The 26,293-nt window shown below is 63.3% G+C and carries 24 protein-coding genes; 12 read left to right on the forward strand and 12 right to left on the reverse strand.

All coding sequences use genetic code 11. The features are described from left to right. Positions 1-4 precede the first annotated feature (4 nt). From AC07WT_RS25835 to AC07WT_RS25845, 3 genes are read left to right on the forward strand one after another with little or no spacing between them, the layout of a single operon-like run. Entirely contained in the window at positions 5-1,099 is a 1,095-nt protein-coding gene (locus tag AC07WT_RS25835) for a branched-chain amino acid ABC transporter permease (protein ID WP_494949121.1), read from the forward strand. Between the two features lie 17 nt (positions 1,100-1,116). Beyond that, positions 1,117-1,980: an intradiol ring-cleavage dioxygenase gene (locus tag AC07WT_RS25840; protein WP_494949122.1), complete on the forward strand. Its 864-nt coding sequence runs from the start codon at positions 1,117-1,119 to the stop codon at positions 1,978-1,980. Positions 1,981-1,991: 11 nt separating this feature from the next. Further along, on the forward strand, positions 1,992-2,402 hold the full coding sequence (locus AC07WT_RS25845) for a Rieske (2Fe-2S) protein (RefSeq protein ID WP_494949123.1): 411 nt from the start codon (positions 1,992-1,994) through the stop codon (positions 2,400-2,402). Positions 2,403-2,485: 83 nt separating this feature from the next. On the opposite strand, the gene AC07WT_RS25850 is transcribed toward AC07WT_RS25845, so the two are convergent. From AC07WT_RS25850 to AC07WT_RS25865, 4 genes are all read right to left on the reverse strand, one after another. Then, positions 2,486-2,941 carry a hypothetical protein gene (locus tag AC07WT_RS25850; RefSeq protein ID WP_494949124.1) on the reverse strand — a complete coding sequence of 152 codons (456 nt, stop codon included), beginning with the start codon at positions 2,939-2,941 and terminating at the stop codon, positions 2,486-2,488. Between the two features lie 315 nt (positions 2,942-3,256). Continuing rightward, the gene (locus AC07WT_RS25855) at positions 3,257-3,931 is read right to left on the reverse strand and encodes a response regulator (RefSeq protein WP_494949125.1); all 675 of its coding nucleotides are present in this window, start codon (positions 3,929-3,931) and stop codon (positions 3,257-3,259) included. A 211-nt stretch (positions 3,932-4,142) separates the two neighbouring features. Then, positions 4,143-5,156, reverse strand: coding sequence for an ABC transporter substrate-binding protein (locus AC07WT_RS25860; RefSeq protein ID WP_494949126.1), 1,014 nt, complete (start codon positions 5,154-5,156; stop codon positions 4,143-4,145). Positions 5,157-5,439: 283 nt separating this feature from the next. Next, complete coding sequence (locus AC07WT_RS25865) at positions 5,440-6,600, reverse strand: alpha-hydroxy acid oxidase (protein WP_494949127.1); 1,161 nt, start codon at positions 6,598-6,600, stop codon at positions 5,440-5,442. A 108-nt stretch (positions 6,601-6,708) separates the two neighbouring features. On the opposite strand from AC07WT_RS25865, the gene AC07WT_RS25870 reads away from it, so the two are divergent. Beyond that, positions 6,709-7,536, forward strand: a complete 828-nt coding sequence (locus AC07WT_RS25870) for an IclR family transcriptional regulator (RefSeq protein WP_492593018.1) — start codon at positions 6,709-6,711, stop codon at positions 7,534-7,536. A gap of 58 nt (positions 7,537-7,594) precedes the next feature. Here AC07WT_RS25870 and dapA read toward each other — a convergent pair whose 3' ends face one another. From dapA to AC07WT_RS25895, 5 genes are all read right to left on the reverse strand, one after another. Beyond that, complete coding sequence (gene dapA, locus AC07WT_RS25875; protein WP_492593019.1) at positions 7,595-8,503, reverse strand: 4-hydroxy-tetrahydrodipicolinate synthase; 909 nt, start codon at positions 8,501-8,503, stop codon at positions 7,595-7,597. Positions 8,504-8,529: 26 nt separating this feature from the next. Beyond that, positions 8,530-10,230, reverse strand: a complete 1,701-nt coding sequence (locus AC07WT_RS25880; protein ID WP_494951044.1) for an ABC transporter permease subunit — start codon at positions 10,228-10,230, stop codon at positions 8,530-8,532. Between the two features lie 117 nt (positions 10,231-10,347). Further along, on the reverse strand, positions 10,348-11,445 hold the full coding sequence (locus AC07WT_RS25885) for an ABC transporter ATP-binding protein (protein ID WP_494949128.1): 1,098 nt from the start codon (positions 11,443-11,445) through the stop codon (positions 10,348-10,350). A gap of 72 nt (positions 11,446-11,517) precedes the next feature. Beyond that, a complete protein-coding gene (locus AC07WT_RS25890) occupies positions 11,518-12,615 on the reverse strand; it encodes an ABC transporter substrate-binding protein (protein WP_494949129.1) in 1,098 nt (365 codons plus the stop codon). Between the two features lie 74 nt (positions 12,616-12,689). Beyond that, complete coding sequence (locus AC07WT_RS25895) at positions 12,690-14,117, reverse strand: FAD-binding oxidoreductase (RefSeq protein WP_494949130.1); 1,428 nt, start codon at positions 14,115-14,117, stop codon at positions 12,690-12,692. Positions 14,118-14,442: 325 nt separating this feature from the next. Here AC07WT_RS25895 and AC07WT_RS25900 point away from each other — a divergent pair, with 325 nt between their 5' ends. Further along, positions 14,443-15,756, forward strand: coding sequence for an MFS transporter (locus tag AC07WT_RS25900; RefSeq protein WP_494949131.1), 1,314 nt, complete (start codon positions 14,443-14,445; stop codon positions 15,754-15,756). Positions 15,757-15,772: 16 nt separating this feature from the next. On the opposite strand, the gene AC07WT_RS25905 is transcribed toward AC07WT_RS25900, so the two are convergent. Continuing rightward, positions 15,773-16,819 carry an AraC family transcriptional regulator gene (locus AC07WT_RS25905; RefSeq protein WP_494949132.1) on the reverse strand — a complete coding sequence of 349 codons (1,047 nt, stop codon included), beginning with the start codon at positions 16,817-16,819 and terminating at the stop codon, positions 15,773-15,775. A gap of 297 nt (positions 16,820-17,116) precedes the next feature. On the opposite strand from AC07WT_RS25905, the gene AC07WT_RS25910 reads away from it, so the two are divergent. After that, entirely contained in the window at positions 17,117-17,365 is a 249-nt protein-coding gene (locus AC07WT_RS25910) for a hypothetical protein (RefSeq protein WP_494949133.1), read from the forward strand. A 319-nt stretch (positions 17,366-17,684) separates the two neighbouring features. Here AC07WT_RS25910 and AC07WT_RS25915 read toward each other — a convergent pair whose 3' ends face one another. Further along, positions 17,685-18,842 carry an acyltransferase family protein gene (locus AC07WT_RS25915; protein ID WP_494949134.1) on the reverse strand — a complete coding sequence of 386 codons (1,158 nt, stop codon included), beginning with the start codon at positions 18,840-18,842 and terminating at the stop codon, positions 17,685-17,687. 241 nt (positions 18,843-19,083) lie between these two features. Here AC07WT_RS25915 and AC07WT_RS25920 point away from each other — a divergent pair, with 241 nt between their 5' ends. From AC07WT_RS25920 to AC07WT_RS25940, 5 genes are all read left to right on the forward strand, one after another. Continuing rightward, positions 19,084-19,344: a hypothetical protein gene (locus AC07WT_RS25920; RefSeq protein ID WP_494949135.1), complete on the forward strand. Its 261-nt coding sequence runs from the start codon at positions 19,084-19,086 to the stop codon at positions 19,342-19,344. A 65-nt stretch (positions 19,345-19,409) separates the two neighbouring features. Beyond that, entirely contained in the window at positions 19,410-20,516 is a 1,107-nt protein-coding gene (locus AC07WT_RS25925; protein ID WP_494949136.1) for an OpgC domain-containing protein, read from the forward strand. Positions 20,517-20,533: 17 nt separating this feature from the next. After that, the gene (locus AC07WT_RS25930; RefSeq protein WP_494949137.1) at positions 20,534-22,180 is read left to right on the forward strand and encodes a tannase/feruloyl esterase family alpha/beta hydrolase; all 1,647 of its coding nucleotides are present in this window, start codon (positions 20,534-20,536) and stop codon (positions 22,178-22,180) included. A gap of 146 nt (positions 22,181-22,326) precedes the next feature. Next, positions 22,327-23,253, forward strand: coding sequence for an ABC transporter ATP-binding protein (locus tag AC07WT_RS25935; protein WP_494949138.1), 927 nt, complete (start codon positions 22,327-22,329; stop codon positions 23,251-23,253). Further along, positions 23,250-24,011 carry an ABC transporter permease gene (locus AC07WT_RS25940; RefSeq protein ID WP_341316213.1) on the forward strand — a complete coding sequence of 254 codons (762 nt, stop codon included), beginning with the start codon at positions 23,250-23,252 and terminating at the stop codon, positions 24,009-24,011. The genes AC07WT_RS25935 and AC07WT_RS25940 overlap by 4 nt, the downstream gene beginning before the upstream one ends. Positions 24,012-24,088: 77 nt before the next feature. Here AC07WT_RS25940 and AC07WT_RS25945 read toward each other — a convergent pair whose 3' ends face one another. Beyond that, complete coding sequence (locus tag AC07WT_RS25945) at positions 24,089-25,093, reverse strand: helix-turn-helix transcriptional regulator (protein ID WP_494949139.1); 1,005 nt, start codon at positions 25,091-25,093, stop codon at positions 24,089-24,091. 180 nt (positions 25,094-25,273) lie between these two features. Here AC07WT_RS25945 and AC07WT_RS25950 point away from each other — a divergent pair, with 180 nt between their 5' ends. Next, a complete protein-coding gene (locus AC07WT_RS25950; RefSeq protein WP_494949140.1) occupies positions 25,274-26,188 on the forward strand; it encodes a helix-turn-helix domain-containing protein in 915 nt (304 codons plus the stop codon). The last annotated feature ends 105 nt before the right edge of the window (positions 26,189-26,293 follow it).

Consider the following 26,293-nt stretch of genomic DNA (forward strand, 5'->3'; position numbering starts at 1 on the left):
CGACATGACCATGCAATTGAACATGCCCGCAGCGGGTTTCGAAGTGCGGCGCGCGACCCGCGCGAGCCGGGTGGCGGCGATCGTGCTCGTGCTCGTCGCGCTGGCGGTGGCGAGCGCGCCGTGGTGGGCCGGGCGCGACGCGATGCGCGATTTCGTGCAGCTCGCGTCGTATCTGGTGTTCGCGCTGATGTGGAACCTGCTGGCGGGTTATGGCGGGATGGTGTCGATCGGGCAGCAGGCGTTCTTCGGAATCGGCGGCTACGGCATGCTAATCCTCGCGAACTATTGCGGCATCTCGCCGTTCGTCGCCGTACCGGTCGCGGCGCTGATTGCGACGATCGTGGCGATTCCCGTATCGCTGGTGGCGTTCCGGCTGGAAGGCGGCTACTTCGCGATCGGCACATGGGTGATCGCGGAGGTGTTCCGGCTGACGGTGGCGAACCTGTCGGTGCTCGGCGGCGGCTCCGGCACGAGCCTGACCGCGCTGCAGGGCGTGCCGCGCGCGCTGCGCGAATCGCTGACGCTTTGGCTCGCGCTGGCCATCGTCGCGGCGGCGCTCGGGTTGCTGTATCTGTTCCTGCGCTCGAAAGCCGGCCTCGCATTGACCGCGATGCGCGACAATGCAGTGGCAGCCAGCAGTCAGGGCGTCGACGTGAAGCGCGCGCGGCTGATCGTGTATCTGGTGTCCGCGTGCGGTACGGCACTAGCCGGCGGCCTGTATTTCGTCGGCAACCTGCGCATTTCGCCCGATGCCGCGTTTTCGGTGAACTGGACCGCGTTCGGTATTTTTATCGTGATGATCGGCGGTCTCGGTACGCTGGAAGGACCGATCGTCGGCGCGCTGATTTTCTTCGTGCTGAACCGGTTCCTGTCCGACTTCGGCACCGGGTATCTGATCGGACTCGGCGTGCTGGCGATCGTCGTGACCCTGTTTTTTCCGCAGGGCCTGTGGGGCTTCGTATCGCGCCGCTATGGCCTGCAATTGTTCCCGGCGCAACGGCGCGTCGTGTTTGTCGATGCCGGTTCATCGCAGCAGATTTCGCATCACGGCGCTTCGGCCGATTCCGTCGACGCGCAGCCGGCTCCCCACCGCGCATGAAGCACATGAGGTCGATCATGAATGACGAAACCATCCATCCGTTGACGCAGAACGTGCTCAAGACGTTTGCCGGTTGCACCGATCCGCGTCTGAAGCAGATCATGACCGCGCTGGTCGAACACCTGCACGCGTTTGCCCGCGAAGTAGAACTGACCGGCGACGAATGGCGCCGCGGCATCGAATTTCTCACCGCCACCGGCGACAAGTGCAGCGGCATCCGCCAGGAGTTCATCCTGCTGTCGGACACGCTCGGCCTGTCGATCATGGTCGATGCGATCAATCACGGGAGCGAGGGCGATACCACCGAGAGCAGCCTGCTCGGCCCGTTCTATCGCGAGGGCGCCAGGAATGAAGCATTCGGCGCCAACATCGCGCGCACCGAAGGCGAACCGGCGCTGTTCCACGGCCGCCTCGTCGACGAGCGCGGCGCGCCGGTGGCCGGCGCGCTGATCGAGGTATGGGAAACGGCGAACAACGGCATGTACGAAGGCCAGGACCCCGATCAGCCCGAGAGCAATCTGCGCGGTAAATTCCGCTCACGGCCGAACGGCGAATACGCGTTCAGAACCATCAAACCGACCAGCTATCCGATTCCGAGCGACGGTCCGGTCGGAAAAATGCTGATGGCGACCGGCCGTCATCCGATGCGGCCCGCGCACGTTCACTTCCTGATCGAGGCGTCCGGCTACGAAACGCTGACCACTGCGCTGTATTCCGCCGGCGACCCGTATGTCGAATCCGATGCGGTGTTCGGCGCAAAGCCGTCGCTCGTGATCGACTATGTGCCGAACAGCAGCGCGGCGGCGGCAAAGGAGTGGGACTTGCCGAGCCCGTTCTTCGAAGTGAAGCGCGACTTTGTGCTGTCTTCACGGCGCGCTTGAGGAACCGGGTCATGAACGCGGCGAGTCCCGAACCTCGAGCGGATTTCCTGTGTTCGCTCGACGACATTCCTGACGGCGGCGCGCTCGAGATTGCCGCTGAGCAATCCGGCGCGCCAGGTGTCATCGTGTTGCGCCGCGGCGATCTGGCGTGGGCCTACCGCAACGTGTGCCCGCACTTTTCGATTCCGCTGAACTACGAGCCGAACACGTTCTGGGCCTATGACGCCGAATTGCTGATGTGCGCGCATCACAGCGCGATGTTTCGCTTCGAGGACGGCCTGTGCATCGACGGCCCTTGTCGGGGCGCGGCACTCACGGCCGTCGACATTCGCATCGAGCACGGGCAAGTATTCAGCGACGGCTGTGACGATTCTGCGCAAGCAAGCCGACGGACGCTGGCTGCTAGTGCGCGGCCAACCTGATGACGACGCAGGCATGATGGATGCGCACGCAGCGGTTGCGTTGCGTCGAGCACGCTCGTGCGGCGTCAACGCGCCTAACGCGCCTAACGCGTCTCATGCGTCTCATGCGTCGATTGCCCGATCTGATGCTCGTTGCAGACGATTGCCGTGAGTAACATGGGAATGACCTGGTGCACAATCGCGTCGCTGCCGGCCTGGCGCACGCGTGTTTCCACTGTCTCGACCGGCCCCGACACCACGGCGCCATAAAGCGGCGCTGCAATCGCAGCGCCGCTTCCTTTCTTGAAGATCGTGTCGTCCCGCTCGAAACCGATGACGGCATAGACTCGAAAGCCGAACACCGTCAGATCGCTGCCGTGAGCCGGCCGAAACGCATTGACCGAATTATTCTCGACACGCATCGGATTCGAATCGATGAATTGCCCGTTCTCCAGCGACATGATGAATGTGTGAGGATTCGATCTGCAGTCGAACTCGCTATCAAGTGGATGGGCGTGCGCCACCACCGACCAGAGGGTCGCGCGCAGTGCAGTGAGCATGACTAGAGCGATGCGAAGGTGCGTTTTCATGCCGGATGGGCGAGCACCTGGTCCGGTCGCTCGCCGACTCGTGTCGGAAATAGCAATTTCTCATATTCGCCGGATTTGTGCCTTCGCAAAGTGTGCGCTGACGCTCTTTGCGGGCCAGCTTGAGGGGGCGCGGCGCCGGGGCGCCGGGGCGCAATAGGCAGGCGCGCCGCAGCGATACCGAACGTGTAGTTGCCGCCTACCGAGAACGACTGGTTGGTAAAGCCATCGCGGTTCACCTGTACAACTAGGTGAAATCACTGATGTACGGGATTGGACATGTTTCTGCTAGAACGTATCCTTGCTGCGCAGGATGTAGCCAAGACCACGCAATGTCATGATCTGCGCGCTCGACGTGCTGAGGTGCCTGCGCAAACGGTGGATATAGAGGTCAATGGCGTCCGCGCTCAGCTCGTCGCCGAAACCGGACATGCTCTCCATCAAGGCCGCCTTCGAAACCGTCTTCCCCTGTCTTGTCATCAGCGCCTCGAGAATGGTGTGCTCGCGGCGTCGTAACACCAGTGGCGTGTTGTCAAGGAGGAATACGCGCGTGCCGGCCAGGTACTGCAGGTCGCCGCAAACGAGGACGTCCGGCATGCCGCCCGATTGCCGGCGAATCAGCGTCTCGATACGCGCTACCAGTTCACGTGCATCGAATGGCTTGACGACATAGTCGTCAGCACCCGCACTGAAGCAATCGAGCTTGTCGTCTGTCGAGCCATATGCCGTCAGCATCAATACGGGCACCTTGTCGCCGCGACGGCGTAACCGCGCCAGCACTTCCTTTCCGTCCATGCGGGGCAGGCGGATGTCAAGCAGCACCGCGTCGTAGCGTTGAGCCGTGAGCACCACATCCGCGCGTTCACCGTCGGGGACGCAATCAATCGTGAAGTTCTGATTGCGCAGCAAGTTGACAATCCAGTGTGCGAGTTCAGCGTTGTCTTCCACCAGCAGCAGCTTCATCGCGTTTCCTCACTTGCGCGACGCACGGGCAACCCGTGGCGCCGAGGCTCATGGGCTCGACGTCCACATCCCGGGCGAACACGCGGACGGCTTCACGCACACACTGGAATGCATTGCCGACTACCACGAAGTTGCCGGTACGAAGGCGGTACCGGCATGGCATCGGGGTCAGGCGGCACGCGACACGCAACAACGGTCGGTAAGCGCCGGTTTATTTCGCGCTGACAAACTCGTTGGTATAGGTTTTCCCCAGCTCGACACGCTTGCCCTTGACCGACGGATTGAACGCCGACAAGACCTTGAGCACGGTGGCCGGGCCGTCAGCCGGCATCTTGCCGTCCGCGGTGTACATCGGCAGCGAAGCCTTCAGCGCGCTCACGTAGAGCGGCTTGTCCTTCTGATAGTCGTCGGGCATCTTCGCGGCGATTTCTTCCGCGCTGTGCGTGTGGATGAACTGCATCGTGCGAACGAACGCGTGCGCGAGCTTCGCTGCTTCAGCCTTGTGCGTCTCGGCCCATGCCGCCTGCACATAGAGGCTCGACGCCGGGTAGGTGCCGCCCAGTGCTGCCTTCGTGCCCTCGACCGAGCGCATATCGACCAGCACCTTGGCGTCGCCGGACTTCTGCAACGCCGAAACCGTAGGTTCGGTCGTCATGCCCGCGTCGATCCGGCCCTGCTTGATTGCCGCGATAAAGCTGGCGTCGGCACCCACGGGCAGCATTGTGTATTCCGTCGACTGGATGCCGTGCTGGCCAGCGAGGTATTGCGTGAGGAAGCTGGTCGACGAGCCGAGGCCCGTCACGCCAAGCGTCTTGCCCTTCACGTCGGCCATCGATTTGACTGTGTCGGCGGCTTTGGTCGATACCAGCTCCACCTCGCCCGGCACCTGCCCGAACACCACAATCGCCTTGACGTCCTTGCCTTTGGTTTGCAGGTCGATCGTATGGTCGTAGAAGCCGACCACCGCCTGGACAGCGCCGGCCAGCAGTTCGTTTTCCGCGTCGACGCCGGCCGGTTGCGACAGCAGTTCGACGTCGAGCCCTTCGTCCTTGAAATAGCCGAGCTGTTCGGTCAGGCGTGCCGGCAGGTAGATCAGCTTCGTGATGCCGCCCACCATGATGGTGATCTTGCCGCTGTCCGCCGCCGTCGCCTGCTGCGAGGCAAGGCCGAAAAGCAGGCTGGAAGCGATGGCGATATGGCGCAGCGTGCGAAAGCCGTGGGTCATCGATAGTCTCCCTTATTGTTTCTGGCGGCGGAATGCCGCCTGTCGGTCTGCTTTGACGGAGCGATTCTAGGTGAGCGAATCCTTCCCTTGGCTTTCACGGAGGTCCATGCCCGATACGGGATTTCCACTAGCAGCCGCTTGAGTTGACCCACGGTCACGACTTCACTCGAACGATGAAATAGCGCGATCGCTTCGTTCGTTTAAGTTCTGCGCGAACCCGCTTTCAGCACCCGCGGAACGGGACTCTCACCGTGCCGATTCGTAGCGGCCGGCTTTTTCCCGCTCAACCGCGGGGAGCGTCCGCGGCCGGCGTGAGCTCGACGAATGCCGGGTTGAGGTCCGCGATCCTTTCGCATCCCAGCAGCTGCATCGAAATCAGCATCTCGCTCATCATGAGCGTCAGCACCTCGCTGACGCCGTCGGCGCCTCGCGCGGCGAGTCCATACAAAGGGGCGCGCCCCAGCAGAACGCCGCGTGCGCCTAGCGCGGCCGCTTTCAACGCATCGCTGCCGCGCCGCACGCCGCCGTCGATAAAGACATCGAGCCGGCCGCCGACCGCCTCGGCGACCTGCGGCAGTATTTCGAGCGGCGCAAACGTGCTGCCCAATTGCCGCCCGCCGTGATTGGACAGGACGATGCCGTCGGTGCCGTGACGCAGCGCCAGCAACGCATCGTCGACGCCCTGGACGCCTTTGACGATCAGCTTGCCATCCCAATGCCGCCGCAGCCACGCAAGATCCGTCCACGACAGCGTCAAATCCATCTGGCGGCTCAGCATCGCGGCGTGACGGGCCAGGTCGTTGCGCTCGCCGACACTCTTCGCGATGTTTTTTAGCGCCGGCGAGCCGTGCCGCAGCATGTGCCAGCACCACGACGGATGCGTCAGGCAATCGGCGATCAGCTTCGGCGAGAGTCGCAACGGCATGCGGAAGCCGTTGCGTGTGTCGTGATCGCGCTTGCCGTGCACGGGCACGTCGACGGTGAGAACGAGCGTCGAGTAACCGGCGGCGCGCGCGCGGCGCATCAGATCTTCCGCAATGCCGCGATCTTGCTGAACATACAACTGCATCCACAGGTCGCCCCGCGGCGCGGCCGCGCGCACATCCTCCAGCAAAGACGTCGACGCAGTCGACAACACAAACGGCAAGCCCGCCGCGCTCGCGGCCTGCGCGAGCAATTCATCGGCGCGCGGCCAGAACAGACCGTTCAGGCCGGTCGGCCCGACGATCAACGGCGCGGCTGCGGCGTGTCCGAAGAATTGCGTCGCGCTCGAACAGCGCGAGACGTCGGTCAACACGCGCGGCTTGAAGAGCCAATGCCGATACGCTTCGCCATTGCGCCGTAACGCGTCGCCGTCCTCGGCGCCGCCGTCGAGATAGTCGAAGGCGAGACGGGGCAGGCGCCTGCGGGCGGCTAACCGGTAATCGGCGACGCATGAAAACATGAACACTCCCGGCGTCTCGCGCGCCTCGGTTAGTACTTCAGTTGAGCAATTCGATTGCATTACAATCGAGATAACCGTCATGCAATCTCTTTGAGGCCATTCACCGCCATGTCAGAACGCGCCTCCGGCAGATCCCGTGAACCCCGCGAGCCGGCCAGTTCGCGCTCGTCGCTTTTCGTCGGCTCGACCGAGAAAGCCTTTCAGGTGCTGCATGCGTTCGACGGTCCGAACCGGCACATGACGCTCGTCGATATCGCCCGCGTGTCAGGTCTCGACCGCAGCGCCACTCAACGCGTGGTCCATACGCTCGAGGTGCTCGGCTATCTGTACCGCGTGCCCGATACGCGCAACTACGGACTGACCACCAAGGTGCTGCAGTTTTCGTACAACTACGTGCGCGCCAACGAACTCATCGACAAGGCGTCGCCGTATCTGCTCGACATCAGCCGGCGGCTCGGCGAAACCACCAATCTGCTGGAACTCGACGGCCATGAAATCGTGTTCGTCGCGCGCTTTCCCGGTCAGCATCTGGTGAACATCGACATCGTGGTCGGCGCCCGTTTGCCGGCCATGTTCACCGCCGCCGGCATTGCGATTCTGTCGCGCCTGTCCGACGAGCGCGTGCGCGAAATCCTTGCGCAAACCCGCCTCGATCCGCTCACGCACTACACCGAAACCAATCCCGACAAGCTGCTGGAGCGTGTGCGCAAAGTCGCGCGGCGCGGCTACGCTGTGATCGAAAACGAAACCGTGCTCGGCGACATTTCGGTTGCGGCGCCGGTCACGGATCACGGCGGCATGGGCGTGGCCGCGATCAACATCTCGGTGCCGACCTCGCGCTGGTCGCGCGAAAGGGTGGAAGCCGAACTGGCGCAGCACGTGCAGGTCGCCGCGACTTCGATCTCGAAGTCGCGGCTCACAGGCTATCAGCGCTGATAGCACGGATCGCACGGATCGCACGGATCGCGCCGGCCGCGCCGGCCGCGCCGGCCGATCAAAGACGGCGCTCGAACACGTCGAGCTGCTTGTCGAGTTCGACGCGCAGGCTTGCCGACAATTCGGGCGCCGCCTGCACCAGCGGCGCGAGCATATCGGGCGCATGGACGCCGATCAGATCCATCACCGACTTCATCGGCCCCGGATTGGTTTCGGCGAAGGCCATGTTCATCAACGGAATCAGTGAACGGTGCAGCGCCAGCGCCTGCTGGGTCTTGCCCTCGGAGGCGAGCCGATAGATCTCGCGCCACGCGCTCGGCAACAGGCTGGCCGTGACGACAATGCCGCCGCGGGCGCCGGCCGCGACATGCAGCGGAAACAGCGTGTCTTCGCCGCTCAATACGGCAAACGATTCGTCGACGCCCGCCACGGTGCGCAGGAAGTGCCACATGTCGGTGTTGCACGCCTTCATGCCGACGATGCGCTCGTGCTTCGACAGGTCGTGCAGCACTTCGGGGGCGATCGCGATGCGCGTGCGATACGGGATCTCATAGACCAGAATCGGCAGCGGCGATTCATCGGCGTAGCGCATAAAGTAATCGCGAATGCCGGCCTGGGTCGGATTCGTGTAATAGGGCGTCAGAACCAGCAAGCCGTCCGCGCCCGCCGCGGCGAACTCCTTGCCGGCCTGCAACGCGTCGTGATAGCCGGGATCGAGCACGCCCGCGATGACCGGAATGCTTGCCGCCGCGGCTTCCTTGACCGTGATTTCGGCCATGCGGATGCGCTCGGCACGCGCCAGCGCGCCATATTCGCCGGTGCCGCCGAGCGGCACGACGCCGTCCACGCCCTGTTTGAGCAGGTAGCGCATCAGCGTGCGTGCGGCGTCGGCGTTGATGGTGTCGTCGGCGTTGACCGGGGTGGGAATGGCCGGCAGGACACCGCGCAGTTGTTGTGCTGAAAGCATAAGAAGTCCCGGTAGATGAGGTGAGTTCAGGAAGCGAGGCTGCGCCGGCGCAGGCGGTCCGCTACCCAGATAAGAACGGCGATGAAGGCGAACAGGCAGGTCGATACGGCCGCGATGACCGGCGAGATCTGCATGGTGATTTCGTCCCAGAACTGCTTGGGCAAGGTCGTGCTCATGCCACCCGAGCTAAACAGCGCGATAGTCAGCTCATCGAACGAAGTGGCGAAGGCGAACAGGAACGACGACATCAGACCCGCGCCGAGAATCGGAAAGGTGACGCGGCGCAGTGTGGCCCACGGGCGTGCGCCCATGCTTTGCGCGGCGAGGTCGAGGCGCGTGTCGTAGTTGCGCAGCACGGCCATCATCGTGATCACCACGTAGGGCACGGCCACGGTGGTATGAGCGAGCACCAGGCCAAACGACGAACCCACCAGGCCGATCTTCGCGAAGAAGTAGAAGATGCCGACCGCGATGATCATGCGCGGCACCACGATCGGCGAGAGCACGAACGCGAGCATGGCCGCCTTGCCGCGCATGCCGCCGCGTACCAGCAGGAAGGCGGCAGGTGTGGCGATCAGCATCGACAGCACGCCGGTGCCGAAACCGACCAGCATCGAGCGCGTGATCGCCTGCATCCACAGCGGCGAGTCGGCGATCTGCCGGTACCACTGCAGCGAAAAGCCATGCGGCGGCCAGGTGAGCCCGGAGCCCGAGTCGAAGGAAAGCGGAATCATCAGGAAGGCCGGCGCGCTCAGGAACACCAGCAGCAGAAACACGATCACGCGTAAGCTCAGGCTTTCGCCGCTGCCGGACATGGCCCGCTTGCGGCGCCTCGGCAGCACGCCGATCAGCGCATCCGTCGCGTTGCCGAGCACGGTGAGGATCGCGTCGCCGAGCTTGCGGCTCCAGCCGCCGCCGGCTCGCGAGGCGCTTGCCGCGCTGCTGTCGCCGGCCATCGTCGAGAGTCCCACCATGCGGTCGTAGACCAGGAACACGATCAGCACGACAGCTAGCAACAGCACCGAGATCGCGCCCGCGAAACCCCAGTTCAGTGCCTGCATCACCTGATCGATGATCAGTTGCGTGATCATCGTTTGATGACGGCCGCCTAGCAGCGTCGGTGTGATGAAAAAGCCGATCGACGTGACGAACACCATCAACGCGCCGGCCGCGACGCCCGGCAAGGACAGCGGAAAGTACACCTTCCAGAACACCGTGCCGGGACGCGCGCCGAGCGTGGCGGCGGCGCTGGGCAAACGGCGGTCGATGTTCTCCATCACCGACAGCATGGTCAGCACCGCGAGCGGCATCAGTGCGTGCACCATCCCGACGATCACACTAGAGAAGTGATAGAGCAGGCTCAACGGTTCGTCGATGATGCCGAGCTTGAGCAGCATCTGATTGATGACGCCGTTGCGCCCGAGCAGCACGACCCACGCGAACGTGCGCACCAGAAAGCTGGTCCAGAACGACAGCAGCACCCAGAACAGCAGCCGGTTCTTGCGCTCGCGCGTCAGCGACGAAATCAGATACGCGATCGGATAGCCGGTCAGCACGGAGAAGAAGGTGGTCCACAGCGACACTTTCAGTGTGATCAGCAATACGTCCACATAAACTGAGGACGCGAACAGCCGCTTGTACTCGAGCAGCGTGAAGCCGCTGCCGTTGTGAATGCTCAGCAGCAGGAGCTGGCCCACCGGGTAGACCAGCATCACGAGCAGCAGCATGACGAGCGGCGCCCCTTTCGCGCCGGGGCTCAACCACGCGCGCCACGCCGCGCGCCGCGGGGCCGGCGACGGCGCGGGATGCGTGCGCTGCGCGCTCAGAACGGAATGATTCATGACTTACCCCGCGATCGCGACGGCATCGGCGGCAAGCCATGAGAGCCCGAGCGTCTGCCCGACCTCGTACTGGCTGCCGAGGCGGTGGGTGGGGAAGGCGGCGACCAGCGGCGCGGCATCGGCCGCCTGCGGCTGAAGGTAGAGCTTCGTCATGCTGCCGGTGACCATGATGTCGGTGAGTCGCGCCGACAAGGCGCCGCCGCTGGCCGGGTCCGCGCTCGCGCCGTCGTGAACCCGCAGGTTTTGCGGACGCAGCATCAGCTTGACCGGCTTGCCGTGGCCGATCACGGGGTCGTACGCCATCGCCCGGCCTTTCGCGACGCCTTGCACGCTGATTTGCACCTGGTCGCCGGCGCGCTCGGTGACGACCGCGTCGAGCAGATTTGATTCGCCGAGAAAATCCGCGACGAACACGCTGTTCGGCCGGAAGTACAAATCAGCCGGCGTGCCGAGTTGCGCAATCGAACCGGCGTTCATCAGGCAGATGCGGTCCGACATGGTCATCGCCTCTTCCTGATCGTGCGTGACGTAGACGATGGTCGTGCCGAGTTCGCGATGGATCCGCTTGATTTCGAGCTGCATGTGATCGCGCAATTTCTTGTCGAGCGCGCCGAGCGGTTCGTCCATCAGAATGATCGAAGGGCGGTAGACCATGCAGCGGGCGAGCGCGATCCGCTGCTGCTGGCCGCCGGACAACTCGCGCGGATAACGTCCCGCCACATGCGGCAGATGCACCATCTCCAGCGCCTGCATCACCTTGTCGTGCGCGGCTTTGGCGTCGGTCTTGCGCATCTGCAGCGGAAACGCGATGTTCTGCGCGACCGTCATGTGCGGAAACAGCGCGTAGTTCTGAAACACCATGCCGATGTCCCGCTCGTAAGGTGCGCCATATGTGACGTCGACGCCATTGATGCGGATCTGGCCGTCGTCGGGCTGGGCGAGGCCGGCGATCAGGCTGAGCAGCGTCGTCTTGCCGGAGCCGCTCGGTCCAAGCAAGGTCAGGAATTCACCTTCGGCGACGTCGAGGCTGGTCGGCGCGAGCGCGACGAAGTCGCCGTAGCGCTTGCACAGTCCCGCGATTTGAAGATTCGAAGCAGACATGGCATCGGCATCCGTGAAAAGTGTGGGCAGGATCGGCAAGGCGTGCTGATGAAACGTGCTGATGAAACGGGCTTACGTCAGGATCCAGCGGTTGAACCGCTCGAGCGCGACGCTCTGATTTTCCTGCCAGAACTTCGCGTCGATATGCAGACCGTTTTTCATGTTCGCCGGGAACGTCGGGCAGTTTCTGGCGATTTCCGGCTTGATGAAGTTGAACGCTTCCGGCTGTGTGACACCGGCCGGAAAGTATTCGGCGAGCGCGGCCTGGCGTTTCGGATCGGCGGCAAACTTGATGAATTCGCGGCAGGCGTTCGCGTTCGGCGTGCCTTTGAGAATCGACCAGTTGTCGACGCCCCAGATGTTCTGGTCCCAGACGATGCCCACCGGTGCGCCAGTCGCGATCGCTGCTTGCGCGCGCGATATCCACGTGCTGATCATGTCCACTTCGCCCGAGCCCAGCATCTGTTCGACCTGCGCGCCAGTGGTCCACCACACGTCGACGTGCTTCGAAATCTTGTTCAGGCTCGCGAAGCCGCGGTCCAGGTTGCACGGATAGACCTGCGAAGCTGGCACGCCGTCGGCCATCAAGGCCTGCTCCATCGTGTCGAACGGATACTTGCGCAGGCCGCGGCGGCCCGGGAAATCTTTTACGTTCCACATGTCCGCCCACGAGGCCGGCGCTTTGCGGCCCTTGAACGCGTCGGTTCGATAGGCGAGCACCGTGGTGTAGATGTTGGTGCCCACGCCGTAGGGCGACATGTATTGCGCGGGAATCTTCGAGATCGACGGATCGGATTCGAGCCCGTGTTTCTCCAGGTACTCCTTGCCACCGCCGGTCAGCAGCAGAATGGCCGGCTGGCTGATCTTCGCCATGTCCCATGTGTAGCTGCCGGTCTCGACCATGCTCTTGATCATCGCGGTCGGCTCGGCGTTGGCCTGCACGCCGACCACTTCGATGCCGGTCTTCTCCGTGAACGGCCGGTAGAACACCGCGCCGTACGCCTTGGTATAAATGCCGCCGTCGTCGCGGATGACGATCCGTTTGCCGGCCGCGCGCGACGGCGTCCAGACGAACGGAAACGCCACCGCTGCGGCGCCTGCCAGTGCCGTCTTGATGGCTGTGCGGCGGCCGGGTTGTTGAATCTGATCGCGTGCGGGCTGCTTTTTCATGACGGCTCCAGGAGAAGAGGAAAGCGAAGCTTCAGACCGTGTGAACGGCGTGATCGGAGGCAACGTGTGGGGCGTCAGGGCAGCAAACGTCCCGGGTTGAACAGATGATGCGGATCGAGCGCCTGCTTCACGGCGCGCATCAAAGAAAGTTCGGCGGCGGATTTGTAATGCGCCATTTCCGTCAGCCCGGTTTGCCCGACACCGTGCTCGGCGCTGAACGTGCCATGCAGTTCGTGCGCGACGTCGTTCACGCTTCGGCGCAGCGCGGCTGCGATCGCGGCGGGGTCGGCGAGTTCGCGCCAGGCGTCGAACGTGAAGAAGGGGATGAAGTGCGCGTTGCCGTCGCCGAGATGGGCGACCACCAGAATGTCGAGCTCCGCCACGATTGCATGGACTGCGCGGGTCGCCCGTTCGATGAAGGCGGGCACGGCCGATACCGGCACGGCGCAATCGGTCGTCAAGCCGACGCCGGCCTTCTTGTTCGCCTCCGACACGCTGTGGCGAACCTCCCAGAGGGCCGCGCGCTGCGTATCGTTGCTGGCCAGCACCGCGTCGAGGATGAGGCCGGCTTCAGCGGCCTGTTCGAGCGTGTGCTGCAGCAGTTCGGCCATCTCGTCGCCGTCGCGCGTGTCGGCGAGTTCGACCAGCACGTGCCATTCGTGCGGTTCGCCGAGCGGATTGCGTCGCTCGGGCACATGCTCGATGACGAGTTCGAGTTGCCGGCGGTTGATCATTTCGAAGGCGTTCAGCCGTGCGCCGCAGGAGGCCTGAAACATGCCGAGAATACGCAATGCGGCGGCGGGGTCGGCCGGTGCGAACCAGGCGAGCGCGTGCTGTGTCGGCAGCGGATGCAGCTTCAGCGTGGCCGCCGTGATGATGCCGAGCGTGCCTTCCGTGCCGATGAACAGATGCTTCAGATCGAGCCCCGTGTTGTCCTTGCGCAGCGCGCGCAGACCGTTCCACACGGTGCCGTCGGCGAGCACGACTTCGAGGCCGAGCACGTTGTCGCGTGTATTGCCGTAGCGGAGCACGCCGGTGCCGCCCGCATTCGTCGACAGATTGCCGCCGATCTGACATGAGCCTTCCGCGCCGAGGCTCACCGGGAACAGGCGATGCTCAGCCGCGGCCGCGTCCTGCACGGTCTTCAACACGCAGCCTGCTTCGACTTCCATCGAGTCGTTGACCGCGTCGATATGGCGGATACGCCGCATCCGCGCCAGATTGACGATGACCGGCGCCACGCCCCGAGCAGCCGGCACGGCGCCGCCGCACAGGCTGGTGTTGCCGCCTTGCGGCAGCACCGGCACGCCATGTGCCGCGCACAGCCGCACCACCGCCGCCACCTGCGCCGTGTTCGACGGCAGCACCACGCAGGCGGCCGGGCCCTTGTACCGGCCGCGCCAATCCTCGGCGAAACCTTCCAGATCGGACTCGGCGGTCAACACCGCGTCCGCTGCGAGTTCGGCTTGCAGCGCTGCGACCAGGGGCAGGACAGGGTTCATGTGCGGTTCCTCGAGAGATGCGCGGGTCCGGTTCGAAACGGCGAAACCCGCGATGTCTGGAAAAAAGCATAGAAGTAAAAAAATCGCATTGAAATGCATTTAATCGCATTGCAATTGAAGTAAGCGTTTTTACCGAACTAACTGGTAGAGGATCCGCGCAGAGCCGCAGTCCAACGAGCGTTCGACGAAGTTCGTGGCGGCCAGACCCATGCAACGAACCGGCGCGTGACGTAAAGTCGTCCCTTTGCGGGCCGTTAGAGCGGGAAGAGCACCGTTCTTGCCGCCGACCTTCCGGAACACCACGCCGACCCCGTCCACCGCGCCCATGCACAAAACAGCAGCCAAGCCAGCCAACCTGTCCCGCGCCGAACTCCGGCGCCTCATCGTGGCGATCGTGATCGGCAACGGCTTCGTTGCGTACGACTTCACGGTTTACAGCTTTTCGGCCGTGCTGATCGGCAATCTGTTCTTTCCGTCCGGCAACCCCGTGTCATCGCTGCTGCTGTCGCTCGCCACCTTCGGCTCGGGTTTCGTGATGCGCCCGCTCGGCGGGATCCTGATCGGCCACATTGCCGACAGCCGCGGCCGCAAGGCCGGGATGACCGTCTCGCTCACGCTGATGACGCTCGGCACGTGGCTGATCGCGTGCCTGCCCACCTATGCGTCGATCGGTCCGGCGGCGGCGGTGCTGATGGTGCTCGCGCGGCTGATGCAGGGGCTCGCGACAGGCGGGGAGATCGGTCCGGCGGCGGCCTCGCTGATGGAGTCGGTCGCGTACCGGCACCGCTGTTTCATGGTGAGCTGGCGCGGCGCGAGCCAGGGCGCGGCCGCGTTCGCCGCCGCGCTGGTCGGCGCGAGCACCACCGCGCTGCTTTCTACCGAGGCCATGCAGAGCTGGGGATGGCGCATTCCGTTCGTGCTGGGTGGCCTGATCGGCCCGGTCGGCTGGTATCTGCGCCGCCATATGCCGGCGCCGGCGGCCCTGGGGCAGCCGATTGGGCGGCTGAATCCCAGGCGCCTGCTCGTCGAGTACACGCGGCCGCTTGTCTGCGGCATTCCGATGACGGCGGCGACTTCGGTAACCATCTATCTCACCGTGTTCTACATGCCGTCCTACCTGGTGCGAACGCTGCATCGGCCGCCGGCGATCAGTCTGCTGACCGCCAGTCTCTCGGGCCTCGCGATCTTCGTGATGACGCCGCTGATGGGGCGCGCAGCCGACCGGTTCGCGAGCCGCAAGACGCTCCAGTCCCTCCTTTTCGCGGCGTCGCTGGCGGCGGCATGGCCGGTTTTCTGGATGTTGACCCACGGCGTGAGCGATCTCGCCGCGCTCGTCATCATCACGGCGTACGTGGCGCTCGCGGTGAATAACGACGGTGCGATTTTGGTGCTGATGATGGAGGCCTTTCCCGCGCATCGGCGCGCGGCGGGCCTTGCCGTGATCTACGGTGTCGGCGTTGTCGTGTTCGGCGGGTTTTCGCCGTTCTTCGTCACATGGCTCATCAGCGTGACGGGCAACCCGATGATCCCGGCGTGGTACGTGATGGCCGCGACCGGGCTCACGCTCGTCGCGCTGAACCGGTTTCCCGAGCAGGCGCCGGCGGAGGGGCCCGCATACGCTGCGCAGCCGCCGGCGTAATGCGTCGGTTCAATCGCTACGCCGCATTGCGATGCTTCAGATCCCATGCGCGCGCCCGCATGTCCTGCGGGCTCATGTCGAACGCGCGGCGAAACGCGCGCGTGAAATCCGACGCGCTTTGGAAGCCGAGCCCGTAAGCGATTTCGGTTACCTGCAGATGCGGGAAACGGACCAGTTCGTCCGCCGCTTCCCGCAGCCGGCGATTGCGAATGTAGGCGCCGAGCCCGCCGTAGTGCTCGAACCAGCGGTAGATCGTGGCGCGCTTCAGTTGCAGCGCCTCGACGATACGGGTTGGCGTGAGGTCGCTCTGGTGCAGATTGGCTTCGACGTAACGCCGGACCTGCCCCATCACCGCGGCCTGCAGCGCGGCGCGGCCCCTGCCTGTCAGACGCGATTCCTTGCGAAACGCCCTGATCAGAAGCTGGGCACCGGCATTCAATGCGCCGGCCGCGCTCTGCGGGTCGAGCGTCGGCATTTCCCGGGCGATGGCCGCCATGTGAGCCATGACGAGGTGGGTCAGCGGCGAGCCCAGCGGGAGGATGCGGCCATGCAGCGACGCGCCGTCACGCAGTTCCTCGTCCACGATCGCCGCCGGCAAGAACAGACTCAGCAGACGGCAGGCGGGCCGCTCGGCCCGAAACGGCTGGTTCAGATCGAACGCGACGATGCCCTGCACCGAGCCGGGATCGCTGCGCTTCTTGCGCATGCCTGTCACGTTGCCGATTTCGCCTTCCACGAACAGCTGAAAGGCGTAGTCGCGGCGCGTGTCGGTGGAAACGCGCGCCACCGATCGTTCGAGCACCAGTTTCTCGCTGCGGCAGTCGGTCAACGTCATTCCGCCAACCGCATATAAATCGATCTCTCCGCGGAACCCCTCGGCGATCTGCTGTTTCGACGGCCGTACGTCGACTACGTGGCCCACGCGCTTGCGCCATGCGAGCAGTTGCTCGTCGGCCGCCAGCGCGCGTGTGCTGAAGCTGCTCGTCGTGATGACTGAGCGCGGTTCGGCTGCGGCGGCGGTTGCGTCGGCCACCGGGCTACACGGCAGTGAGCGCTGGTTCATGAGCCAATTGCAGCGAGCGAGGGATACGGTTCGGGCAAAGCAGTCCCGGCAAGCGAATTTTTAACACGCTGCCATCGGAAACTGAGACGTATGGTAAAGCCAGACAAAAAAACAGCGTTATCGTCCGACAATAAGATGCAGATCGTTTTCGCTAGTGGCGCGGCGAATCATTGTATCCGTAGCCTCGTTTGAAAGCGCAACTGCGCGATGGAAAGAGCGCCGCTTTGCCATGCGCGGCGCCATAAGGGCGAGCGCGTCAGGCATCGCCCGTCTGGCCAATATACGGGGCACGAGAAAATGAGCGGCACGATCAATCGGCCGACCGCGCGGCGCGGTGGGCTGCGTCCGGCCAGTTTGGCGGACAGCCAGTTGGAGCATCTCGAGAGCATGGTCCAGTACTTGACGCGTGGGGACGCGGATAGTGTTCTGAACCGGTTCGACCGTGAGTATTGGGAAAAGCGCGTTCGTGCGCTGGAAGAAACGCACGATCTGGTTGCCAGCCAGCAGCGCCGCGTCAGCAAGCTGCTCGACCGGCTTCAGAGGTAAGCGGGTATCACGGTGCGGCGTAGGACGGCAGTCGGAATCTGATGTTGGAGTGAATTGCGGTAATCGGGGTTAGCAGCGGGAGACCATATCGATGCCCCAGAGCATCGGCACGTCGGCGCCAATCGCGATCGGATCTGTGTACGGCGCCGATCGTGACATGATCGGCGTGTTTTGCGCACAATCCCGATCACCGTTGGTTGGTCCACGTTTCTTATGAATCATCATCAGCTCGAAGCTGTGCAGATTACGCAATTGCTTTATTGATCCGCCGGGCGCGAATAAATCAAGATCAAATCAAGGAAAGGCGACGCCGTAGGCATCAAGGAGCATCGCCCCGAGCCACAAACCCGCGTCCGGCTCGCTGCGCAGTGGTCCCGGCTTGCGCAGCGGCACCGGCCCCCTTGGGGCCCTTAAACCTCAAGATAGGCTCTTCGATGAATCGCCAGGACAAAACGGCGATCGCTAACGAAATCAGAAACGAAGCCACCATCCCTGCAACATGCGCCCACCCCGGCACGGCGCCGCCGAAAAAAACCGCCGCATGATGATTCCGCATCAAATCCGGAATGAGATTGTGATAAAGATAAAACCCGTAACTGATACGCCCAAAACTCACCAGCCAACGGGTCTCGAGCAGACCCATGATCACAGCGCTCCGGCAGCAGGCGATCGAACACACCAGCGCCGCGATGCAAGCACCATACGCCGCGGAAACAACAGTCAACCCAAGCGGACTCGTCAACTCACTCCACACGGGCTCGGTCGCGCAAAACCCGACAAGGCATGCCGCAAGCGCAATTAACGTCACGCCATGTCCCAGCACGGCCCGCAAGCGGTGTGTGTCTCCGGCGATCATCAAGCCGCAGATTCCCCCGAGCGCCAGCATCCAGAAATTGGTCAACGGATGCGTGTAGATAGTGATCTCCTGCCAGTGCGCCGCGCGCATCGCGAGCAATGAAGCGAGTCCGACCACCACGACCGCCGCACACACCGCCCAATGCCGCCGCGCGGCGATCAGCAACAACAACGGCGCAAACACCAGATAAAACTGCTCCTCGATCGCAAGGCTCCATAGATGCGAGTAACGCCCCGGCCAGTAATGCAACACCGAACCGATCCAGAAGTTCGTCAGATAAGCAAAATGAAACGGCATGCCGCTAGCCAGTTCAGGACTCGCCATGCCGAGCGTCATCAATATGCACATCACCACGAGCATCAGGTAGTAAATCGGAAATATGCGCAGCGTGCGGCGAAACAGGAAACGCTTCAGTTCGGCGGCAAAGCGACTGCCGTTGCGTTCAATGCGGGTGCGTTGCGCGGACAGAATGCCGATAATCAGAAAGCCGCTCAGCGCGAAGAAAATCCATACGCCCAGATGGCCGATCTCGCCGATGTCGCCAAACAGGCGGTGCTGAAAAAACACCATCAGGACCGCGATCGCGCGCAATCCGTCGAAGCCGGCAATCCTGTTGTTCATGTGGTCGTCTTCCAGGGGCAACGGCGGTGCGCGAAGCATCGCCGTTCAGGGCAGTAGCGGAAGGACCGGAGCGCATCGCGACGGCAAAGTCAGCAATGGCAACTAGAGGACGCCGCAAGGACGCTCAGCGATCCAGCCGATCGAAGATCGGGCTGGCGGCGTATCCGGTCCACATGGGTGGCTGCCGTCGGGAGGTGGCACCGCTCGCAATGCGCGATGTCCGACAGGCGTGCATGAACCCATGCTACGACGAAAAAAAGCGAAAAAAATCGCGCAGGGCATTCATCTATTTTTTTTCCGCGGTCATTACCGGTATGAATCGCTCATTCGCCATTCAAAGCCGCAAAACTTTCCGGCAAGCGAATACGGAATGATTCAGCATTACCGCACGCCGACATCTAAATTTCAGATTGCTGCCAATGCCTGCGCGATTAAAGGGCGGTTGTCAGCGCGCGCCGGGATAATGCACGGCATCGGCGGAAACGTTCTAATGTTCCTATGAGAAACAGCGGTATATGACCGCCTCTCACGGCGCATTGGACGGACGCGCCATCTGCGAGAACCTGAATGGAATCACGCCGCGGACGCTCGATCGAAGTGGATTTTTTCCGCGGTATCGTGCTGATTGTCATCGTGCTGGACCACATGCCCGGCAGCGTGCTGTCGCATCTGATGCTGCATGCCTATGCATTGTGCGATTCGGCTGAAGTGTTCGTGTTTATCGGTGGCTACGCGTCCGCAGCCGCCTATACCGGGGTGCTCGCGGGTCGCGGCGAGAGCGCGGCGAACCTGCGTTTCGTCCGGCGCTGCTGGGAAATCTACCGCGCCTATTTGCTGACCGCCGTATTGACGCTATTGTCCGGCGCCATTCTCGCGACGCTGCATCTGAACCCGCCAATGGTCGATCTGACCAGTTGGACGCCGTTCGCGGCGCAGCCGTTGCGCGAAGCACTCGATATCGCCGTGCTGCGGCGTCAGCCGTATCTGTCGAGTGTGCTGCCCATGTACGTGATCTTTGCGCTGTGCGTGCCGTTCGCGGTGCCGCTGGCGCGCCGTTCGCCGCTGCTGGCGCTTGGGCTCAGTCTGGCGATCTGGGCGCTCGCCCGGCCGCTGGCTGCGCTATTCAGCATTGACGACATGGCCGACTGGGCTTTTAATCCGTTTGCGTGGCAACTGATGTTCGTGCTCGGGATTCTGTGCCGGGTGCAACCCGTCAGCGAGCGCTTTCACACAAACCGCACCGCGCGCTGGCTGACATGGGCCGCGGCGATCGCGGTACTGGCATTCGCTATAGTCAAACTCTTCGTGCTGACGCAACCGCTGCCCGGCACGTTTAAACAGAACCTTTCCGTGGACCGTGTGATCAACTTCCTCGTCATTGCCTGGCTCGCGGCGCAGTTCGTGCGCATGGGCAGCATCGCGCGGCTCGCGAGGCGGCTGCCCGCGGTGGTGACCGTCGGCCGCACCGGGCTCGTGTGTTTCGTCGCCGGCACGCTGGTCTCCTTGATCATCGATACGGCGACGCCGCATACGTTTCACGGTTTTCGCGGCACGCTGATCGGACTCGGCGGCGATCTGGTCGCCATCGGCGCCGTGCTGATGATCGCGCGCGGCTGGGACGGCTGGAAAGGGCAGCAGTCGCGCGCGGCGGCCAATGGGGCAGGTTACGGATGACGGCGCGTTCGCGCCGCATGCGCACACGAGTTTCACGCGCGGTCGTCACGGCTGTCAGTGCGATGCTATGGCTGAGCGCCGTCGAGGCGCTCGGCGCGCCCAAGGACGCACCGCTCGCGATGCGTTGCGCGGAATTCGCCGGCGCCGTGTTGCCGCCGGAACTCATCGCCATGCCCACTGCCGGCGTGCAGATCGAAAGCGCGGCGATGGTGGGCGCGACCGCGCCCGGCAATCAGCAAGGCGGCGAATATTGCCGTATCACAGGCCGCATCAAAGGGCTCAACGCGAGCACGCCCGATATCCGTTTTGACCTGAATCTGCCGCGCCGCTGGAATGGCCGCGCGCTGCAGATCGGCGGCGGCGGGTACAACGGCGTGGTGGTCAGCGGCACTGGCGTGATGCCGTTTTCGCCAGATCGCGCGCCGCTCGCACAAGGCTATGCGACCTTCGGCGACGACTCGGGACACGTGGGCGATTCGTCGCTCGCGATCTTCGGGCTGGTCGATGAGGCAGTGACGAATTTCGGCTACGCACATCTGAAGAAAACGCATGACGCGGCGCTTGCACTCATCGCGCGCGCTTACGGACGGCCGCCACAACGGATGTACTTCGCCGGCGGTTCGACCGGCGGGCGCGAAGGCTACACGGTGATGCAGCGCTTTCCGGACGACTACGACGGCGTGATCGCCAATTCGCCCGCGCTCAATTTTTCCGGCGTGCGCCTGCTCGGCGTGAAACTCGGCCAGGCCGAATACGCCACGCGCGGCGGCTATATCCCGCCGTTGTTGCTCGAACGCGTGTATCAACGCACGCTGGCGGTTTGTGACCGGCTCGACGGCGCGGCGGACGGCATCGTCAGCGACGTCGCCGCATGCCGCCAGCACGAAGCGGAAATCATCGCTTCATTGCGTTGCGCCGGGCATAGGCCGTCGCACGATGAATGCCTCACCGCTGCGCAGCTATCCACCTTGCTCGTGATGCGCGACGGTCTGTCGTTGCCATACCGGCTGGCGTGGGACGTCAGCGGTTATCACGGCTACAACATCTTTCAGGGCACGCATCTGACCGGCACGCTCGGGCTCGGGCATCAACCCGACCGGCAGCCGGTGCCGACCTTCTTCGCCAACGGCTACCTGTTCGCTCAGGGCGACGGCTACATCCGCTATTTCGTCGCGCGCGACGCGAGCTTCGACTCGCTCAGCTTCGACCCGCAACGTCCGGGCAAATATCGCGCCCAGCTGGTCGCGCTGTCGCAGACGATCGGCGCGATGAACACCGATCTGACGCGCTACATCGCACGCGGCGGCAAGCTCATCACGCTTCAAGGTCTCGCCGACGAAGTCATCAGCCCGAACCAGACGATCGCCTACTACGAAGCGCTGATCGACCGCTTCGGCATCGACCAGGTCAACGCGTTCATGCGGCTTTATATGGTGCCGGGTTTCCAGCACGGCAGCGGCGTGTTCATTCCGTCGGTGGACCTGCTCGGCGCGCTCGACAACTGGGTGACGCGTGGCGTATCGCCCGAAACGCTGACCGCGACCGACATTGCGGCGGCCACCAATGGGCGCTCCCGGCCGTTGTGCCGCTACCCGCTGTTTCCACGTTATGCGGGCAAGGGCAATCTGAATCTCGCCAGCAGTTTCGTGTGCGCTGAACCGTGATGGCGGCGTAAGCGAAGCCCGCGCGTTCTTGACGTCAAAGAACGGCACGCTGCACGCTTTCGTTCTTTCATTTACATTGCGGGTGCGGTCGCGCATTCGCACCGCCTCCTTCCAATCCAATACCGGTGTCTGCCATCGTCGAATCCATGCAGCCAATCGTCGCGGTTACGAATCTTTCAAAAACCTATGCTACGGGTTTTCATGCACTCAAAAACATCAATCTGGCTATCCGCCGCGGCGAAATCTTCGCCTTGCTCGGCCCGAACGGCGCGGGCAAAACCACGCTGATCAGCATTATCTGCGGCATCGTCAACGCAAGCGAAGGCAATGTGACGGTGGACGGCCACGACATCGCGGCCGACTACCGTCGCGCGCGGTCGCTGATCGGGCTGGTGCCGCAGGAACTCACTACCGACTCGTTCGAAACCGTCTGGGCGACCGTTTCATTCAGCCGTGGACTGTTCGGTAAAACGAACAACCCCGCTTACATCGAAAAGGTCTTGCGGGATCTGTCGCTGTGGGAAAAGCGCAATAGCAAGATCATTACGCTGTCGGGCGGCATGAAGCGGCGCGTGCTGATTGCGAAGGCGCTCTCGCACGAACCGCGCGTGCTGTTTCTCGACGAACCCACCGCGGGCGTGGACGTCGAGTTGCGGCGCGACATGTGGAAGCTGGTGCGCTCGCTCGCCGCGAGCGGCGTGACGATCATCCTCACCACGCACTATATCGACGAAGCCGAGGAAATGGCCGACCGCATCGGCGTGATCAACGCGGGCGAGATCATGCTGGTCGAAGAGAAGACGGAGCTGATGCGCAAGCTCGGCAAGAAGCAGTTGACATTGCAACTGGACAACCCGCTCGAGCAGGTGCCGCCGGCACTCGTTCAGTATGGGCTGGATGTCGCGACGGGCGGCAACGAGCTGATCTACACGTATGAGGGCGACGGCGGCCGCACCGACATCATCGCGCTGCTCAAGGCGCTCGATGATGCCGGCATCCGTTTCAAGGACCTGCATACCACGCAAAGTTCGCTCGAAGACATCTTCGTCAGTCTGCTCCGAGGTGACCAATGAATCTCTACGCAATTCGCGCGATCTACAAGTTCGAAATGGCGCGCACGTGGCGCACGCTGATGCAGAGCATCATCGCGCCGGTGATTTCCACTTCGCTTTACTTCGTCGTGTTCGGCGCGGCGATCGGCTCGCGCATCAAGGAAGTGGACGGCATCAGTTACGGCGCGTTCATCGTGCCGGGTTTGATCATGTTGTCGCTGCTGTCGCAAAGCATTTCGAATGCTTCGTTCGGAATTTACTTTCCGCGCTTCACGGGGACGATCTACGAGCTGCTGTCGGCGCCGGTTTCGTATCTCGAGATCGTCGTGAGCTATGTGGGCGCGGCGGCGACCAAGTCGATTCTGCTCGGCCTGATCATTCTCGCGACCGCGGGACTGTTCGTGCCGTTGCAGGTGCAGCACCCGTTCTGGATGATTCTGTTTCTCGTGCTCACCGCGGTGACGTTCAGTCTGTTCGGTTTCATCATCGGCATCTGGGCCGATAGCTTCGAGAAGCTGCAACTCGTGCCGCTCCTGATCATCACGCCGCTGACCTTTCTCGGCGGCAGTTTCTATGCGGTCAACATGTTGCCGCCGTTCTGGAAGGTCGTGACGCTGTTCAATCCGATCGTCTATCTGGTCAGCGGGTTTCGCTGGAGCTTTTATGGGATCGCCGACGTGAACGTCGGCGTGAGCCTTGGCATGACCGCGGTGTTTCTTGCGGTGTTTCTCGCGATCGTCGCGTGGATCTTCAAGACGGGCTATCGTCTCAAGTCCTGACGCTTGCTACCTGCCGTGCGCAACACGTTCGCCGATCATCCGCTGATCGGCATCCAAACCACGGATGCCGATAGCCATTACGACACATACCCCTGCGCGACGTTGATCAACTGCACACGGTTGCGCACCTTGAACAATTGCCGCAGCCGACGCAGGTGGTAGTCGACGTTGTGCGGCGACAGCCCGAGGAAGTAGGCGATTTCCTTGTCGCGCTGTCCCTGCACGACCGCCTTCAGCACCGCATGCTGCAAGTCGCTCAGCGCAACGCGCTGCTGCTGCGCGGGCGCAATGCCGATCACGCTTTTCGCATGCGTCCAGATGAATTCGTGGATCGTGTGCGCGAACATCAGCGTCTCGGCCGCGATCGATTCTGTCATCCAGCGCGGATTGGCGATCTCCGAATTGAAGCACAGGCTCGCGCTCAGTTCCGGCTCGGGCAGCGGCATCTGCGTGAGAATTCCGCTTTTGCGGCCGGTCGCCTCCAGCATGTCGATCAGGCCGCAGAGCCGCTCGCTGCGCATTTGCGCACGCGACAGGTCGGCGCGCATGTCGGCTGTATTCCACAGGAACGGCAGCCCGGTCGGCGAGGCCAGCGCGACACGCGGATCGAGCTCGAAATAGCGCTCGCGGAAGTAACGCGTGAGCCACGCCTGCGACTCGTAGCTGGTGAGCACGAACATCGTCTTGTGATGCGCGGTGGTGCGCGTGGCCGTATAGCTGAACGAGTCGAAGCCGAGTTGTTTGATGCGCTGCCGTACGAATTCGATGCGGTCCTGCGCACTGCCAAAACGGACCAGCGGACTGATGACGGGCGTGGCCTGCCGCTTGGCAGGCGAGGGCGTGCCGATTTCCTCCTCGGTGAAGAGCGTGAGAAAGCCCGCTGGCGCCATGCCTGACGAAGCCGTGCGGACTGCCGCCCTGGTTGCTTCAGCCGCGTGGGCTGATTTCGCCGGTTGCCGCGCGTCGGCCTGGTAAGCCGATTGTGCGGAAACCGCTGAGTTGTAAGTTGCCGACGCCCGGCCGGCTTCGCCTTGCGGCGAGCCGGTCAGCCAATGCGGCAGCGTATCGCATTCGTGTTCCATGAAACGGTAGCTCCGGCGTTCGAAACGCGTGATGGACGACGACCTGAATGATTAACTATTTCCAAATATTACGGTAGCCGGTTCCTTGCTATCATTTTTGAGATCTTGCGCTGACCGCTTGTGGGCGGGCGCGAGCCCGCTGGGTTTCTCATCTGCATGCGGCATGTTCCAGGAGACGCGATGGCAAGAATTCCAAAGCTGACAACAACGCTCGCCTACGATCGCTATATGGCGGGCCAGAAACTGGTGTCGAGCGTCGACCGGCCGTGGCGGAACCTGGTGCTGCGCTCGTATCTCGAACCGACCGAGCAGGAACTGCTGGAGGCGCCCGGCTTACAGGACCTCACGCTGATGACTCTCGGCAGCGGCGCCGAACACCTCGAGCGCAACCTCGACGGCCGCTGGGAAAGTGCCGACCTGCGGGTGGGCGACGTCTGGTTCGTGCCGCCCGTGCCGATCTCCTGGCGCTGGCGTTCGATCAGCGACGAGCCGTTGTCGACCGTCCATCTGCACATGGAGCGAAGCCTGATCGACAGCGTCGCCGACCAGATGGAACTGGGCGGCTCACGCGAGCTGTCGCTGGGCGACGCGATGCAGTTTCACGATCCGCTGATCGCGGCGATGCTCGCTGCATTGCATCGCGCTGCCAGCGATCCGGCCGACTCACGTCTTTACGTCGACGCGTTGGCTCATGCCCTCGCCGCGCATCTGTTGCAACATTATTCGCGCGGCCGCAACAACGGTTCAGCAGGCCCCGCGGCGGGTCCGGAGCGGCTGGTGCCGCGCCGCATTCGCCGCGTGATCGACTACGTGCGGGCCAATCTTGCCGCCGATCTGGCGATCAGCGAACTGGCCGCGCATGCCGGGCTCAGCAGTTTTCACTTCGCGCGCGTGTTCCGCCGCGAGACCGGCGAAACGCCACATCAGTTCGTTACGCGCCTGCGGCTCGAGGAAGCTGCGAGGCTGCTGCGCGCTACCGATCAGACGGTGCTGCAAATTGCGCTTGCGGTTGGTTTCGAGAATGCCAGTCATTTCTCCGTGCAGTTCAAGCGTGGCTATGGCGTGACGCCGCTTGCTTACCGGTTGCGCGGCTGATCCGAGGTTTGCGCGGCTCGCGGCTGGATGATGGTTCGTGACCGCAAGCCGGCCGCGCCGCGGCAGTCGCGGCCGGCACTGTGCGCGTGCCCGTTCGCGTGGACC

It is taken from the genome of Paraburkholderia sp. GW821-FHT02A12 (genome assembly GCF_059422005.1).